This is a genomic window from Terrimonas ginsenosidimutans (assembly GCF_022012415.1).
GTDB lineage: Bacteria > Bacteroidota > Bacteroidia > Chitinophagales > Chitinophagaceae > Terrimonas_A > Terrimonas_A ginsenosidimutans.
Window position 1 is genome coordinate 251,717 of the sequence record NZ_JAKLTR010000005.1, and the last position, 15,430, is coordinate 267,146.

General features: G+C 46.5%; 15 protein-coding genes. 12 read left to right on the forward strand and 3 right to left on the reverse strand.

Going from position 1 to position 15,430, the window contains the following annotated elements; all coding sequences use genetic code 11:
- Positions 1-19: 19 nt before the first annotated feature.
- Positions 20-385: a TraR/DksA family transcriptional regulator gene (locus LZZ85_RS10025; protein WP_237871213.1), complete on the forward strand. Its 366-nt coding sequence runs from the start codon at positions 20-22 to the stop codon at positions 383-385.
- A gap of 87 nt (positions 386-472) precedes the next feature.
- Here LZZ85_RS10025 and LZZ85_RS10030 read toward each other — a convergent pair whose 3' ends face one another.
- Positions 473-1,210, reverse strand: a complete 738-nt coding sequence (locus LZZ85_RS10030; protein WP_237871215.1) for a hypothetical protein — start codon at positions 1,208-1,210, stop codon at positions 473-475.
- Positions 1,211-1,390: 180 nt separating this feature from the next.
- On the opposite strand from LZZ85_RS10030, the gene LZZ85_RS10035 reads away from it, so the two are divergent.
- Both LZZ85_RS10035 and LZZ85_RS10040 read left to right on the forward strand, forming a co-directional pair.
- Positions 1,391-2,017 carry a hypothetical protein gene (locus LZZ85_RS10035; protein ID WP_237871217.1) on the forward strand — a complete coding sequence of 209 codons (627 nt, stop codon included), beginning with the start codon at positions 1,391-1,393 and terminating at the stop codon, positions 2,015-2,017.
- Positions 2,018-2,146: 129 nt separating this feature from the next.
- Positions 2,147-2,620 (forward strand): YcxB family protein, encoded by a 474-nt coding sequence (locus LZZ85_RS10040; RefSeq protein ID WP_237871219.1) that lies wholly within the window; start codon positions 2,147-2,149, stop codon positions 2,618-2,620.
- An 81-nt stretch (positions 2,621-2,701) separates the two neighbouring features.
- On the opposite strand, the gene LZZ85_RS10045 is transcribed toward LZZ85_RS10040, so the two are convergent.
- Complete coding sequence (locus LZZ85_RS10045) at positions 2,702-3,130, reverse strand: GNAT family N-acetyltransferase (RefSeq protein ID WP_237871221.1); 429 nt, start codon at positions 3,128-3,130, stop codon at positions 2,702-2,704.
- A gap of 285 nt (positions 3,131-3,415) precedes the next feature.
- Between LZZ85_RS10045 and LZZ85_RS10050 the strand changes: the two genes are divergently transcribed.
- The 3 genes from LZZ85_RS10050 (at position 3,416) to rnc (ending at position 6,309) form a co-directional block, all read left to right on the forward strand.
- The gene (locus LZZ85_RS10050; RefSeq protein WP_038094292.1) at positions 3,416-3,652 is read left to right on the forward strand and encodes an acyl carrier protein; all 237 of its coding nucleotides are present in this window, start codon (positions 3,416-3,418) and stop codon (positions 3,650-3,652) included.
- Positions 3,653-4,068: 416 nt separating this feature from the next.
- On the forward strand, positions 4,069-5,322 hold the full coding sequence (gene fabF / locus LZZ85_RS10055; protein ID WP_237871223.1) for a beta-ketoacyl-ACP synthase II: 1,254 nt from the start codon (positions 4,069-4,071) through the stop codon (positions 5,320-5,322).
- 237 nt (positions 5,323-5,559) lie between these two features.
- Positions 5,560-6,309 carry a ribonuclease III gene (gene rnc / locus LZZ85_RS10060; RefSeq protein WP_237871225.1) on the forward strand — a complete coding sequence of 250 codons (750 nt, stop codon included), beginning with the start codon at positions 5,560-5,562 and terminating at the stop codon, positions 6,307-6,309.
- 357 nt (positions 6,310-6,666) lie between these two features.
- Here the strand turns inward: rnc and mce are convergent, their stop codons facing one another.
- Positions 6,667-7,104: a methylmalonyl-CoA epimerase gene (gene mce / locus LZZ85_RS10065; RefSeq protein ID WP_237871227.1), complete on the reverse strand. Its 438-nt coding sequence runs from the start codon at positions 7,102-7,104 to the stop codon at positions 6,667-6,669.
- An 85-nt stretch (positions 7,105-7,189) separates the two neighbouring features.
- Between mce and LZZ85_RS10070 the strand changes: the two genes are divergently transcribed.
- The 6 genes from LZZ85_RS10070 (at position 7,190) to LZZ85_RS10095 (ending at position 15,136) form a co-directional block, all read left to right on the forward strand.
- Entirely contained in the window at positions 7,190-8,395 is a 1,206-nt protein-coding gene (locus LZZ85_RS10070; RefSeq protein WP_237871229.1) for an IscS subfamily cysteine desulfurase, read from the forward strand.
- Between the two features lie 95 nt (positions 8,396-8,490).
- Entirely contained in the window at positions 8,491-8,844 is a 354-nt protein-coding gene (locus LZZ85_RS10075; RefSeq protein ID WP_237871231.1) for a HesB/IscA family protein, read from the forward strand.
- A gap of 136 nt (positions 8,845-8,980) precedes the next feature.
- Positions 8,981-9,700, forward strand: a complete 720-nt coding sequence (gldF, locus tag LZZ85_RS10080; protein ID WP_237871233.1) for a gliding motility-associated ABC transporter permease subunit GldF — start codon at positions 8,981-8,983, stop codon at positions 9,698-9,700.
- Positions 9,701-9,747: 47 nt separating this feature from the next.
- A complete protein-coding gene (gene gldG / locus LZZ85_RS10085; RefSeq protein ID WP_237871235.1) occupies positions 9,748-11,502 on the forward strand; it encodes a gliding motility-associated ABC transporter substrate-binding protein GldG in 1,755 nt (584 codons plus the stop codon).
- Between the two features lie 172 nt (positions 11,503-11,674).
- On the forward strand, positions 11,675-12,643 hold the full coding sequence (locus LZZ85_RS10090; protein ID WP_237871237.1) for a TerC/Alx family metal homeostasis membrane protein: 969 nt from the start codon (positions 11,675-11,677) through the stop codon (positions 12,641-12,643).
- A gap of 21 nt (positions 12,644-12,664) precedes the next feature.
- Complete coding sequence (locus LZZ85_RS10095; protein WP_237871239.1) at positions 12,665-15,136, forward strand: bifunctional UDP-N-acetylmuramoyl-tripeptide:D-alanyl-D-alanine ligase/alanine racemase; 2,472 nt, start codon at positions 12,665-12,667, stop codon at positions 15,134-15,136.
- Positions 15,137-15,430 lie beyond the last annotated feature (294 nt).

Genomic DNA, 15,430 nt, shown 5'->3' on the forward strand with positions numbered 1-15,430 from the left:
AGAGATCACTGGACCTACAATGAGATATTCCGATTCAGACCTGACAGAGTTCAGGGAGATCATCAATAAGAAGCTGGATGCTGCGAAGAAAGAGCTGGCTTACCTGCAGGGTCTGATCACCCGTCGTGACGAAGGCGGTGATATGGACGAAGCACGCTACATGACCATGGAAGATGGTAGTGTAAGCATGGAAAGAGAGCAACTGAGCCAGATGGCCAGCCGCCAGATCACTTTCATCGATCACCTGGAAAAAGCGATCATGCGGATCGAGAACAAGACATACGGAGTTTGCCGTGTAACAGGAAAGCTGATCGACAAGGCACGTCTGCGCGCTGTACCTCATGCTACGCTTAGCATCGAAGCCAAACAGATGATGAACAAGTAAGAATAATCTCTTTACGGAAAATTATAAAGTCCTGAACCAAATGGTTCGGGACTTTTGCTTTTGGCAAAGCCTGTCTATTCCTGCGGGTTACCGTTTCAAAAACAACTGTAATCCCACGCTGAGCATAAATCCATGATTATTCTTTTTTGTAGTGATCTCTTCCACTCCTGTTTCGTCAATACTGCCATTAAAGTCTATATCTCTTGCCGTGTTGTTACTGAATGTATTCTTTGTATGAGAGAATAAGTAGCCTGCAGAGATGTCAATACCCGCGTGTTCATTCAACATCTTTGTTACACCAAGCTGCACACCTGCATTCGCAAAGAAGTCTCCCGACGATTTTCCCGCATACGTCTCTTTATAACTGGTTGCATATACAAAGCCTTCGCTTTTGGAGGATCCTGTTCCACCGGCCAAACTGGCTTGTGCAAAGGGAATAAGGCTTTTGGTTGTTGAAAAATATTTTCTTGCAAATGCTCCTATACCCCCGTTGAATGATCGGTAAATATTCTTGCGGAAGGTGACATTATTCTGGTCATCGATATTCTTATCGTAAGTATAGCCGGCGATCAGTTGTGCACCTACCACAAGCTCGTCAGTCACAAACCAACCTATGCCGGGGGAAAAAGTGAAGCCTCCTTTATTAATATTGGATGTATAGCCGGAGGTATTTGGTGAAGTGGATGCATATTCGGTAGTGCCGGAATTGAAAAAGACATTACCAATGGTCATACCGGGCATCCGCATCCCTTTGGAGAATTGCGCCAGCAATGGTGTGTATGCAGAAAGAGTCAGAAGGGTCAGTATGGATAGTAGTCGGGGCATCGGGTTTTGGTTTTATATAATAACAAATGTATTTTTTTAGGCACAGCCTCATTCAGGGGAGGGCTATTTTTTTTCAAAACTGAGATGGTTTGATATTTTTTCCTTTAACTTTAGAGAGCAGCGAAAAATCAGCCGCTTCCGTGTATATTAGTAAACCATTTAACTGCCAAAACACAAATTATGAGAAAGCTCAGATTCCTCGCACTTTCGTCATTAGCCGTTTTATTTATTGCCAGCAGTTGTACCAAGGAAGGGCCTGAAGGTCCGGCGGGTGCAGCAGGAGCGCAGGGGCCAGCAGGTACGCCAGGTACGCCGGGAACTCCGGGGGCTGGTCAAACAATTTATTCAGATTGGTATACGACAGTAGCTGCTGACTGGGTGGAAGGATATATTGCACCTAATAATTATAACGTTTCTCTTGTGTACAATAGAGCTGCTACTGCAGTAACACAGGCTATCCTTGACAGGGGTGTCGTATTGTGTTATGGTAAGAACTTTACTATCGGACAAAATACAAGGATGACGAGTGCGGTTCTGCTTCCTTATCTCGAAAATTTCAATGGACAGCATTATGGAGCTATTGCCAGCGTTGGGAAGATCACTTTTACGTATGACCCGGTTGATGGAGCTGACCGTCCGATTGCTCAGATCGCGGGTATTGCCTATCGTTATATCGTGATCGCTGGAAGTCTTTCCGGCAGGTCTATGAAATACGGAGGGTTTACAAAAGACCAATTGCAGAATATGACGTACGAGCAGGTAGCATCAACTTTCGATATTCCTGCAGTCGGCGGCAACGTAAAATAGACGCTTTCGAAATTGATTATACAGGCCAGCCATTAACGGCTGGCCTTCTCTTTTCCGGGATAAAAAACTTGCTAACCTCTAAACAATAGATTGTACGTTTGCACCAGTAGCAAACAACTTATTCCGATTATGACGATCCATTTTAAATATGAAAAATCGCAGGTCATTCAGGCTCTTCGTTATCACTTTATCAGCCGCCCTGAAATAAGAACGATGATCATCCTGGTAAATGCGTTCGCTATCCTTTCTATCACGCTGTATGCGTTTAAAAAGATCACTCCATTTGCTTTCCTGATCGGTACCACCTTATGGTTGGTACTGATGATCAGTTTCTGGTTTGTGCTGCCATTTATGGTATATCGCCGGGCGGAAACCTTCAGGCATGAGTTCAGTATGAAATTCGGAGAGGCTGATTTCAGCCTGATCCACCAGCATGGGCAAAAATCATGGCCATGGAAATCGCTGACCAAATTTGTGGAAAGTCCTAATTTCTTTCACCTGTATTTTGATGCGAGGTCATTTTTGCTTGTTCCGAAAAGTGGGTTCCGGGATATAGATGAAGTGCACGAGATGCGTAGTATGTTAAGAGAGAAAGTCAAATAGATCCAATACGGATGTACTTATAACAAAGCCGGCTGAATCACCTATTCAGCCGGCTTTGTTATAAGTATTGCTTAAAGAAATTCAGAGCATTTTCTCCATAACATAATGGGGGATGGTCACCTCCATGAATTGATCGCCTTTGACTTTGTAACCGACTTTTTCATAAAAGCCGACGGCATTCAGGCGGGCATGCATCCTGATGGATCGGAATCCACGGTCACGGGCGATATTTTCCGCAAAGTTCATCAAGGCGCGTCCAACGCCTTTCCCCTGGAGATCGTTTAAAACAGCCATCTGGCGAAGGCGGATCGTGCCTCCCTGTTCTTCGAGCAGCATGCAGCAACCCAGGATCCGTTCCTCTTCAAATGCGGCGATCAGCATATTATCTTTCTCAGATTCCAGTTCTTCGGCAGTAAAGCTCAGCCCGAGTGGTTTGCGCAGGATATCATCGCGCAACTTTACCATCAGCTGGTACTCGGCAGAACCGTGATCAATGATTTTCAAAGCCATATATAACAAGATCGTTTGGGGGTGGTCAAATTACAAAGAAGTTGGAAGACAGCCAAAAAGCGATGGCGGATGACCGATGGCCGATGGCCGATGAAATCTTCGCGGGAAGGAAAAGGTATCATGTTAAGGAGGCAAATCGGCCATCGGCCATCGGTCATCCGCCATCGCTCGCTCTTAATGCCTTTACCCACAATTTATTAGCTTCAAACCGGAAAAAATGCCCTTTACGATGTTGGTTTACTCAAAAAGTATATTTTTGCACCCTATAAACTAAACTTATACGACATGTCAGACATTGCATCAAGAGTTAAAAAGATCATCGTTGACAAATTGGGTGTTGACGAAGCAGAGGTAACCAACGAAGCTTCCTTCACAAATGATCTGGGTGCCGATTCACTGGACACCGTTGAATTGATCATGGAATTCGAAAAAGAATTCAACATCTCCATTCCTGATGAGCAAGCTGAAACCATCACCACTGTTGGTCAGGCTGTAGCTTACCTGGAAGAGCATGCTAAGTAATGCATATAACGGTCTTTCTGTTGCTGAATGAACTGCTCAACATAAAAGCGGTCTCCGCTTATAATTGAACAATCTTTTCAACCTGATAGGAGATCGCCTGTCTCGCTACAAAACATAAGGCTCTTGCTCTTTACGGCGGATCTCCGCCTGTACTGGGAAAAATTATTATTTGCAGCAGACATCAAATGGAATGGACTTGTCCGCCGTAGCTTTAGCAAAGGTGGACGGAGAAATAAAATACTCCGCCTTCTGACTGTGACATGCAGAGAAGGCGGTTTTTTCTCTACAATAAACCCGCTGTAAAGTAAAAAGCCAAAATTAAAAAGTAAAAAAAGCAGTCTTTCAGCTGCTACATTCTTTCACATAGGATATTTTTACTTTTTACTTTTTAATTTTGACTTAATATAAAAGGTTATATGGAATTCAAAAGGGTAGTAGTAACTGGAATGGGAGCTTTGACACCATTGGGTAATTCAATCGATGAATACTGGAATGGATTGGTCAATGGAGTGTCCGGCGCAGATATGATCACATTGTTTGATGCCAGTAAGTTCCGCACGAAGTTCGCCTGCGAAGTGAAGAACTTCGATGCGACGCAGTACATGGATAAAAAAGAAGCGCGCAAAATTGACCGCTTCACCCAGTTTGCCCTTGTTGCCAGTGACCAGGCGATGGCGGATGCCGGCCTTAATAAAGAGAATATCAACCCTGACCGTATCGGCGTTGTTCTCGGTAGCGGGATCGGTGGTCTGATCACTTTCCAGAATGAAGTGCAGGAATTCGCAAAAGGCGATGGCACTCCCCGCTTCAATCCTTTCTTTATTCCAAAAATGATCCTGGATATCGCTGCAGGACAGATCAGCATGCGTCATAACCTGCGTGGCCCGAACTATGCGGTGGTGAGCGCCTGCGCGAGCAGCACCAATGCCATTATCGATGCGTTGACCCTTCTTCGCATCGGCAAGGCTGATATCATTGTAACCGGCGGTAGCGAAGCTGTGATCAGCGAAGCGGGCGTTGGTGGCTTCAATGCCATGAAGGCAATGAGCGAACGCAATGATGACCCTAAAACAGCCAGCCGCCCTTATGATAAGGACCGTGACGGTTTTATCATGGGAGAGGCAGCCGGCGTACTGATACTTGAAACATTAGAACATGCAAAAGCCCGCGGAGCCAAGATCTACTGCGAAGTAGTAGGCGGCGGAGCAACTGCAGACGCACATCATATTACCGCACCACACCCGGAAGGTCTGGGGGCTAAAAATGTTATGCTGGCCTCACTGGCTGATGCTAACATGAAACCGGAAGACATAGATTACATTAATACACATGGTACCTCTACTCCTTTAGGCGATATCGCCGAGGTAAAAGCGATCCTTGATGTATTCGGTGATCATGCCTATAAACTTAATATCAGCGCAACCAAGAGCATGACAGGTCACTGCCTTGGCGCTGCCGGTGTTATCGAAGCCATTGCCTGTATCCAGGCGGTGAGAACCGATACGATCCCTCCCACGATCAACCACTTTACGGATGACCCGGAACTCGATCCTAAACTGAACTTTACGTTTAACAAGGCACAAAAACGCACCGTGAACGCTGCATTAAGCAATACATTCGGCTTCGGCGGTCACAATGCCTGTGTTATAGTAAAGAAATTCCAGGATTAATCGGCTAAGGGTCAACACATCCGCCTTTCCCGGCAGATTCATGTGTGCCAGGGGCGAAAGTTTACAAGTTTAATAGTTTTAATGTTTAAAAGTTCTGATCCGGAGCGTTTGAGCTATTAAACTTTTAAACTATTAAACTTTTAAACCTACATTTGAACAGGTCGGCGAATTGAGAAACTTACTTTCTTTTATCTGTTGACCCGAAATCGTTTAATTTTTTTTCGTAGATTGATTCCTGTGGATTTCCTGACTAATCTTTTTAAAAAACACGCCGGTTCTACCTTTAAGAAGGAGCTTAAGAATATCTTAGGCTTTGAGCCCAAAGCTATTTCCCTGTACAAAACTGCTCTTACCCATCGCTCAGTCCGCGAAGGGGCTGATGAGAACAATGAGCGGCTTGAATATCTCGGAGATGCGATCCTCAGCGCCCTGATTGCTGATTATCTTTTCAAACGTTATCCTTACAAAGAGGAAGGCTTTCTGACCGAGATGAGAAGCAAAATGGTCAACAGGCAGCAGCTCAACGAGATCGCGACCCGGATGGGATTAAAAAAAGTAACCCTCTATAACAAAATGGACAGCTCACTCAAAGTGAGCCAGATCTTTGGAAATACACTCGAAGCACTTGTCGGCGCCATCTATCTTGATTCCGGATATAAAAAAACGTCCAAATGGGTGCTGGAATATATCATTCAGCCACATATGTTCATGGATGATCTTGAAACGCTGGAGATCAATCACAAAAACAAACTTTACGGATGGGCCAATAAGAACGGCCGTGTACTGGAGTTTGAAACAATGAATGAAAAGCTGGAAAATGGCCGTCGCCTCTTCACTATCGCTGCCGTCATTGACGGAAAATCCATCGCCGAAGGCAAAGCTTTCAATAAAAAAGACGCCTCCCAAATTGCCGCCCAGGCTGCTGTAGAAAAGCTCGGGATCGTTAATTCTGATTCGAAAATAGATACGAACGCAAAACACGAATGACCACGAAACGCGAATGACCACGAAACGCGAATGAGCACGAATGGCCGCGAATAAACGCGAATAGCGTCTTACAGAATTGACATTAGTTTACATTTTAATTATAGAAAGACAGTGTCCGGACCTTCATTGGTTAAGGGCTTAATTCGCTATAAAGCGAATGAAGAAAAACGCATTGTCCCGGGTCTGCGTCGTTTGGGATTATTGTCGTATGAAATTCGACCGCCCGTGAGGACATGGAGTCTGTCTGTCTGTAAGTTGCCTAATAGAAACTGGTAGTTTACTCCGGACGAAGATCCGGGGCAATGATCTGCCAAGCAGAAGAAACAATTATACAAATCTGTAAGACGTTATTCGCGTTTATTCGCGGCCATTCGTGCTCATTCGCGTTTCGTGGTCATTCGCATTCGCGCAGAGTTCAACAAGTACCCCGTTCGTATGCTTCGGATGGAGAAAGCATACCAGTTTATTGTCGGCTCCCTTCTTTGGTGTTTCGTTAAGCAGCACAAATCCCTCTGCTTTCAGGCGCGCCATTTCTGCTTCAATATCTTCCACATCGAAGGCAATATGATGTATTCCTTCTCCTTTTTTCTCAATGAAGCGGGCGATCACACCGTCGGGATCGATGCTTTCCAGCAGTTCGATCTTATTCTCACCGGTTTGGAAGAAGGCGGTGTTTACACGTTCCGTTTCGACACTTTCGGTTTTATAGCAGGCGGTGCCCAGTAGTTTTTCGAACAGGGGTACGGAACTGGCGAGACTGGAAACGGCAATGCCTATGTGTTCGATCTTTCGCATTTTTATTGATTTTGAGGAACTAATGTAGCAATTTAAATACAGGAAAGATTCTTGCTAATTTTGTATTGATAAATAATCGTTCATAATGCCTGAGCTTCCGATATATCTGGATAATAATGCCACCACACCGTGTGATCCACGGGTGCTGGAGGCGATGATGCCGTATTTCACGTCGGTATTCGGTAATGCCGCCAGCCGCCACCATTCCTTTGGCTGGAAAGCCGAAGATGCTGTGGATGTAGCGCGCCAGCAAGTCGCCTCGCTGATCGGTGCAGAGCCACAGGAGATCGTTTTTACTTCCGGGGCAACGGAAGCGAATAACCTCGCGATCAAAGGTGTATTTGAGATGTATGCCGGAAAGGGAAACCATATGATCACCACCAGGATCGAACATAAAGCGGTGCTGGACACCTGCACGCATATCGAAAAGCTGGGAGGGGAAGTCACTTACATCAGTGTTGATAAAAATGGCCGGGTGAACCTGGAAGAACTGGAAGCTGCAATCAGGCCGGGAACGATCCTGATCGCCGTGATGTATGCAAATAATGAAACGGGTACCGTGATGCAGGTGAAAGAAGTGAGCGATATTGCCCGCAGGCATAACGTGTTATTTTTTACAGATGCCGCGCAGGCGATCGGCAAGATCCCTGTTAATGTGCAGCGTGATGGCATCGATCTTCTATCCCTTTCCGCCCACAAAATGTATGGTCCGAAAGGCGTGGGCGCGTTATATGTCCGCAGGAAAAACCCAAGGGTGAGACTCACTGCTCAGATGGATGGCGGCGGTCATGAGCGGGGCTATCGCAGCGGGACACTGAATGTGCCGGGGATCGTTGGCCTGGGTAAAGCGGCAGAACTTTGCGCAAGGGAAATGGATGCCGAAGCGGATCGTTTGGGTAAACTCCGTGATAAGCTTCGTGAGGCTTTATTGCAGCTGGAAGCGACGACGCTGAATGGCGACCGGGTCCATGTTCTGCCTCATGTGACCAATATCTCCTTTAATTACGTGGAAGGCAAGATGCTGATGCTGGGTTTTAACAGGGACCTGGCCGTTTCTTCCGGTTCAGCCTGTACATCTGCTTCGCTTGAACCCTCCTATGTATTAAAAGCACTGGGAATTCCCGACGAGCAGGCGCACAGCTCTTTTCGTTTCGCTCTGGGACGTTTTACCACGGAAGAAGAGGTTGATTTTGCCATAGAAAAAGTGAAAGAAACAGTAGAAAAACTGCGCGAGACCAGCGAAATTTGGAAAATGTACAGGAAAGGCGTGGATCTGAGCGAGATCTGGTAGAATTTCCTGTCACCAGACAGAAAAAAACGGGGTTCTGCACAACATATCGGACTCCGGAGTGTTAAATAAATACGTGTATCAATAACGAGTATACTATGAATATAGCATTGGAAAACGGGATCATTGTAAGTGATAAAGCGAAATTGAAAGTGGAGCAGCTACTGGCTGAGGCTGGCCGGGACAATGATCTGACATGGTTCTTGCGAGTAAGCGTTGTCGGCGGAGGTTGCTCCGGGCTCAGTTACAAGCTCGATTTCGACAATGAAAGCCGTCCGAATGATCAGGTTTTTGAAAGCAATGGTGTGAAAGTCGTAACCGATCTCAAGAGTCTTCTTTATCTCGTTAACACCACCCTCGAATTCTCTGAAGGCCTGAATGGAAAAGGTTTTTACTTTAATAATCCGAATGCGAACAGGACCTGCGGGTGTGGTGAATCGTTCTCCGTATAAACGCGAATACGACAACGCGAATTTCGCTAATCAATTAATATTTGAAAAGGGTCTCCTGCACACGGGGGACCCTTTTTATTTAGGATGCTAATTAGCGAAATTCGTGTATTAAAATTCGCGTCTCTATATTTGCGATATGTGGTCTGTTTGCAAAAAAGAACTCCGACAATTTTTCTCCAGCCTGACCGGGTATATCGCCATCATCGTTTTTTTGCTGGTGAATGGATTGATGCTTTTTGTATTTGATGACAATATTCTGGATTTCGGGTATGCATCGCTTGACCGGTTTTTTGAGCTGGCGCCGTGGATACTGTTGTTGCTGATACCCGCGATCACGATGCGGAGTTTTGCAGAGGAATTCAAGACGGGAACTTTTGAGATCCTGCAGACGAGGCCCTTGAGCAGGCAGCAGATCGTATGGGGAAAATACATGGGCAGTTTGATCGTTGTGCTGATCGCGCTGCTTCCTACCATTGTTTACTTCTTTTCCATTCAACAATTATCAGCGAATGAAGGGATTGATACAGGGGCAGCTATCGGGTCGTATATCGGACTGTTCTTCCTTGCCGCCGCGTTTACTGCGATCGGCATTTGCACCAGCAGTTTTACCAGTAATGCGGTTGTTGCGTTTATCATAAGCCTGATCGCCTGTGCACTGTTGTACTATGGATTCAGCGCCATCAGCCGGATGCCCGGGCTTGAAGGTGGTGCCGACTATTACATCGAAATGATCGGTATTGATTTTCATTATCGCAGTATCAGTCGCGGGGTGATAGACTCCAGGGACGTGATCTATTTTATCACTGTCACCTTTTTATTTTTACTTCTTACAGGAAGAAATCTTATAAAACGCTGATCAAACTAACCAATATCATTAGCTACCGATAAAACCGGATCTGCAGCATGAGCAAACTAACAGATAACATTATTACATCAAAACTGGGATGGCTGTGGTTGATCATTGCGCTTGTGATGATCAATCTTGCGGCGTCTGTTTTGCATACAAGGATCGATCTTACGAAAGAGAAACGATATACGCTCAGTGGCGCAACCAGTTCTTTATTGGGCAATCTGAACGGCCCTGTGGAGATCGATGTTTTTCTGAAGGGAGAGTTCCCGTCGGGGTTTCGCAAGCTTGCAAACAGTACCCAGGAGTTCCTGCAGCTGATGAAAGACCGGAACGGATCAAATATCCAGTACAGGTTTGTTTCTCCGCAGGAGAAGATCCCTGGATCTGATGTGATGTTCGGAGACTCGCTGGTGAATATGGGTGCTGTGCCGATCAATCTTACCGTACAGAAAGATGCTGGTCAAAGCAGTAACATAATATTTCCTGTTGCCGTCATGCGTTACAATGGGCGGCAGGCACTGGTGAATTTATATCCCGGTGCAAGCGGCCGGATCTCCCAGGAGGAGATCAACAGTGCGGAGGCATTAATGGAATACCAGTTTGCAAAGACACTCGACAACTTAAGCCAGAACCGCCAGCCGATCATTGGTTATGCAGTCGGGAACGGAGAGCCTACCAATTATAAAGCCTGGGATCTTAGCCAGACGCTCAGTAAAGGATATGATTTCCGGATGTTTGATCTTCAGAACTTCCCTGCGATCCCTGATAGCATGGGCCTGCTGATGATCGTTAAACCGATCACGCAATTTACGGAGCAGGAAAAATTGAAGATCGATCAGTATATGATGCGGGGAGGAAAGTTGCTTTGTTTTATGGACGCATTGATCGCGGAGCAGGATAGTCTCTCATTCAAACCTGAAACGATCGCATATGACCGTAACCTTAACCTCACCGATCTTTTCTTCCGTTATGGTCTGCGCGTGAATCCAGATCTCATCATGGACCTTCAGTGCGACATGATCCCGCTGGTTGTCGGCGGCACGGCGGATAATCCGCAGATGGAGTTTCTTCGATGGAACTACTATCCCTTGTTCTCGCCGGGTACAGGTCAGATAATGAGTAAGATCCCTGGTTATATCGGCAGCAGGTTTGCCAATTCCATCGATACGATACAGGTGCCGGGTATTAAAAAGACGGTATTGCTGGCTTCTTCGGCGCATTCACGCACGATCAGCACGCCAGCGCTGATCAGTTTCAATGAGAACAGGAATACCCCGGAGGATGCGAAATTCAATAAAAACGGGATCCCCGTGGCGATGATGCTGGAAGGGAAATTCACTTCCTTATACCGGAACCGTGCTTCGCAGGCGCAGCGAGACAGCCTTGCGGCAGTGGGTGTGGACTTTCGTGGTGAAGGGACCGAACCTGGAAAGATCATCGTAGTGGGTGACGGTGATATCGTATTGAACGATATGCTTCCCGGCGAGAACGGCAATCCACCGCAACCTCTTCCAATGGGTTGGAACCGATATACTTATCGTGAAAGCGAGCGGCAAACGGATGCAGGCCGCTATTTCGTTCCAGTGGCAAACCGGGAGTTCCTGCAAACCTGTGTGGAGTACCTGGTGAATAATCCGGCGATCAGCGAAACCCGCAATAAGGATATTGTTCTTCGCTTGCTTGATTCTCAAAAGGTGAAAGAGAACAGAGTTATGTGGCAATTCTTAAATATAGGTCTGCCTGTGATCCTCGTGATCATAGCAGGATTTATATTCCAGTATATCAGGAAAAGAAAGTATATAGCGTAAGTTCCGGGTGACGTGATGGGGGTGATGTGATCAAGGGTGCTACCTGCTGAAACCCGGTGCCGGAATGATACCGGGTTGGTTGCTTTATATTACCTCATTATCCTCCAAGAGCCCAACCTCTTTCAAGAATCTCATTGTCCAGCAGTATCTTTGCTACCTAATTTCTTCATGAATGACAACTGATCAGATCACCTACCTCGTGTTTGGGTGTGTTTTAGTACTTGCACTGGTCTTCGACCTGGGCTTGTTGAGTAAGAAAAATCAGAAAGTGACGATCAGGCAGGCTTTATACCAAACGTTTTTCTGGGTTGGTCTTGCGCTCGCATTCTTCGTCTTCATGTGGATAGAAAATGGCCAGACCCTGGCACTTGAATACCTGAGTGCTTACCTGATGGAATGGAGTCTGAGTATTGATAATATCTTTGTCTTCATCCTCATTTTTGCTTCGTTCAGTGTTAAAGAAAAGCATTACGGCCGCGTTCTTCTGATCGGGATACTGATGGCAATTGTCTTCCGTATCGTTTTTATAACAGTAGGTGTTGCGCTGGTAGATCGTTTTCACTGGATCTTATATATTTTCGGGGTATTCCTTGTGTATACAGGGTTCAAGATGTTTACCGCAAACCAGGACGAAGCATTTGATCCGCATGAAACAAAAATGTACAGGCTGTTGAAGCGTGTACTGCCGCTGGTGCCCCATGATGGGGACGGCAAGTTTTCGGTAAAGGAAAATGGCCGGCGCAGGTACACGACCCTCTTTGTGGTGATCATTATGCTGGCGGCGATCGACCTTGTATTTGCGCTGGATTCCATACCGGCAGTGATGGGGATCTCCCGCGACAAACTGGTTATCTATACGTCTAATATATTTGCCGTTCTCGGATTGCGCTCGCTTTTCTTCCTGTTGCGTGGTGCGGTGAACAAGTTTGACTACCTGCAACATGGCATTGCGATCGTACTCGTGTTCATTGGCGCAAAAATGCTTGCTGAGAAATGGATCAACCAGTATCTTGATAAACCGACCCAGGTATTTATCTCGCTTGGTGTGATCCTGGTCTGTATATCCGGCGCGATCTTCTATTCCATTTTTATTAAGAAAAAAGGCCTGCCCAAAGAAGTAAAGGAAGACGAAGTGTATTAAAGGGCGGCAACAAATCTCCGTTTGAAACATACATTAGATCATATCGCAGGTGTTATCGGATCCCCTTCTACCGCAGATAAAAGGGTGATAGAACAATTGCTGCTGGACAGCCGGAAAGTTTATGCTACGGCTACGGCACTGTTCTTCGCTTTGAAAGGTCCACGGCGTGACGGACACCAGTTCATTCCGGAATTATATAAGAAAGGCATTCGCAGTTTTGTGATAAGCACGCCGGTAGATGCCGCCGCTTATCCGCAGGCTGCTTTTTTGCTTGTGGATGACACACAGATCGCTCTGCAACGTTTGGCCACCTATCATCGCGAAGCGTTCAATATTCCGGTAATAGGGATTACAGGAAGCAATGGGAAAACCGTCGTTAAAGAGTGGCTGTATCAATTGCTTCACTCGCGTTTTAACATCGTTCGCAGTCCGAAAAGCTATAACTCACAGATCGGGGTGCCCCTCAGTGTATGGCAGATCAATGAACATCACAATCTCGGTTTATTTGAAGCGGGTATTTCCCAGCCAGGTGAGATGCAAAAGCTGGAGGCGATGATCAGGCCGGATATTGGTCTTCTGACCAATATCGGTGAAGCGCACAGTGAAGGGTTCGCAGGTCGTTCGCAGAAGCTAAAGGAAAAGATGCTGCTGTTTGCGCACAGCTCGCTTATCATTGCCAATGGAGATGATGAGGGAGTTGCTGATGTTATAAATGCGTCCGGTAAACGCAAGATCCTTTGGGGGAAGAAGGAGGCAAATGATGTATTGCTTACCGGTATCAAAAAAGAGAAAAACACTACTGAAATATCGCTGAAGTTTCCAGGTGAAGAAATGGTCTTCAGCATTCCTTTTACGGATGATGCATCGATAGAGAATGCCGTACATTGTTTTTTAGTATCGATGGAACTCGGAGAAGATAGTCAGACCCTGGTCAGGGGGATGCGCTCTCTTCAGCCAGTGAATATGCGGCTTGAACTGAAGAAAGGGATCAATCATTGCACTATTATCAATGATAGCTATAGTGCCGACCTGGATTCACTTGAGATCGCGCTGAACTTTCTCGATCAGCAGACAAACAATTCAAAAAAGACGGTTATCCTGTCAGATTTTTTGCAAAGTGCAGCTGATGACGGGAACCTTTATCCATTCATCATTGATACGCTTAAGAAACATCGCGTAACAAGGTTGATCGGTATCGGGGAGCATATCTCTGCCGCATTACAGCGAATTGCCGTAAACGAAACGGAGTTGCCTGTAATAGAATTATATGCTTCCACGGCAGATTATATCCGTCAGTTTCTTTCCCTGCAATTTAAAGAAGAGACGATCCTGATAAAGGGGGCCCGTGTCTTCGGGTTTGAGCAGATCGTTCAGTTGCTTGAGCAGAAAGTACATCAGACAGTGCTGGAGATCAATCTTGATGCATTGGTCAGTAATGTGAAAGCCTACCAGCAGCAATTAAAACCGTCCACAAGGATCATGGCCATGGTAAAGGCCTTTGCTTATGGTAGTGGGGGGGCGGAGATCGCCGGGATCCTGCAGTATCATAAGATCGATTACCTCGGTGTGGCCTATGCTGATGAAGGGGTGGAGTTGCGCAAGTCTGGCATCACGCTTCCGATCATGGTGATGAACCCGGAAGTAACTGCATTTGAGTCGATCGTTGAGCATAACCTGGAGCCGGATATTTATTCATTTGCCATGCTGCATGCATTCCAGGGTTTTCTTGAAAATGAAGGATTGCAACAATATCCTGTACATATAGAGATCGAGACCGGCATGAACCGCCTTGGTTTTGCGGTTGACGATACGGAGCGACTGGCGGATATACTTGCCGCTTCACCATTGCTGAAAGTGCAATCGGTGTTTTCGCATCTTGCAGCAAGTGAAGACCCGGGCGAAGATGCATATACGATGGGGCAGTATGCCCGGTATCAACAGGCAGCGGCTAACCTGTCGCGGATCGGTTATCCTTTTCTGAGGCATATTTCCAATACAGGCGCGATCTTTCGTTTGCCTGAATTGCAATTGGACATGGTGCGATTGGGAATTGGCATGTACGGTGTTGACAGCGCAGCGGTTCATCAGTCATGGTTACAACCGGTGACCACTTTAAAAACAACGATTGCGCAGTTGAAACAGCTGAAAGCCGGAGAAACGGTCAGTTATAACAGAAGAGGAGTGATTGAAAGAGATTCATTAATTGCGACGGTACGTATCGGCTATGCGGATGGTTATTCGCGCAAACTGGGCTATGGGACTGGTAAAATGCATGTCCGTGGGCATGATGCGCCTGTTGTTGGGACGATCTGCATGGATATGACGATGATCGATGTGACCGGTATTCCGGGTGTGCAGGAGGGAGATGAGGTGATCATCTTTGGTAAGGAGATACCAGTACAGCAACTCGCCACCTGGGCGGGAACCATTCCTTACGAGATCCTGACCGGGATATCACAACGGGTGAAAAGGGTTTACTTCGAGGAATCTTGATTTCTGCTGGCGGCCTGGCGTAGGGCCCCCTCTAAATCTCCCCTTGGTGGCTACCGTGTACCCATAAGTATTTGAATGGCGTAAAGGAACGCTGCGGACGCGGCGATACGCGACGTACGCAGCGAAAACAGCCATAGCAGACTTTGTATTCGCCGCGCGCGTCGCGTATCGCCGCGTCCGCAGCGTTCCTTTACGCCATCAAGCTATCAAGAAATTATTCGGTCATATAAAAGGAAAAATGTGGGTACACGGCAGCCCGAAGGGGGAGACTTCGCACATTCATTAAGAAAGCGG

What these genes read in the sequence shown, in the direction of transcription:
- LZZ85_RS10075 (WP_237871231.1), top strand. Translation starts at nt 8,491, where the DNA reads ATGAATATAGCATTGGAAAACGGGATCATTGTAAGTGATAAAGCGAAA.
- LZZ85_RS10035 (WP_237871217.1), top strand. Translation starts at nt 1,391, where the DNA reads ATGAGAAAGCTCAGATTCCTCGCACTTTCGTCATTAGCCGTTTTATTT.
- LZZ85_RS10040 (WP_237871219.1), top strand. Translation starts at nt 2,147, where the DNA reads ATGACGATCCATTTTAAATATGAAAAATCGCAGGTCATTCAGGCTCTT.
- gldG (WP_237871235.1), top strand. Translation starts at nt 9,748, where the DNA reads ATGAGCAAACTAACAGATAACATTATTACATCAAAACTGGGATGGCTG.
- LZZ85_RS10030 (WP_237871215.1), bottom strand. Translation starts at nt 1,210, where the DNA reads ATGCCCCGACTACTATCCATACTGACCCTTCTGACTCTTTCTGCATAC.
- LZZ85_RS10090 (WP_237871237.1), top strand. Translation starts at nt 11,675, where the DNA reads ATGACAACTGATCAGATCACCTACCTCGTGTTTGGGTGTGTTTTAGTA.
- mce (WP_237871227.1), bottom strand. Translation starts at nt 7,104, where the DNA reads ATGCGAAAGATCGAACACATAGGCATTGCCGTTTCCAGTCTCGCCAGT.
- LZZ85_RS10070 (WP_237871229.1), top strand. Translation starts at nt 7,190, where the DNA reads ATGCCTGAGCTTCCGATATATCTGGATAATAATGCCACCACACCGTGT.
- LZZ85_RS10045 (WP_237871221.1), bottom strand. Translation starts at nt 3,130, where the DNA reads ATGGCTTTGAAAATCATTGATCACGGTTCTGCCGAGTACCAGCTGATG.
- gldF (WP_237871233.1), top strand. Translation starts at nt 8,981, where the DNA reads ATGTGGTCTGTTTGCAAAAAAGAACTCCGACAATTTTTCTCCAGCCTG.
- LZZ85_RS10025 (WP_237871213.1), top strand. Translation starts at nt 20, where the DNA reads ATGAGATATTCCGATTCAGACCTGACAGAGTTCAGGGAGATCATCAAT.
- fabF (WP_237871223.1), top strand. Translation starts at nt 4,069, where the DNA reads ATGGAATTCAAAAGGGTAGTAGTAACTGGAATGGGAGCTTTGACACCA.
- LZZ85_RS10050 (WP_038094292.1), top strand. Translation starts at nt 3,416, where the DNA reads ATGTCAGACATTGCATCAAGAGTTAAAAAGATCATCGTTGACAAATTG.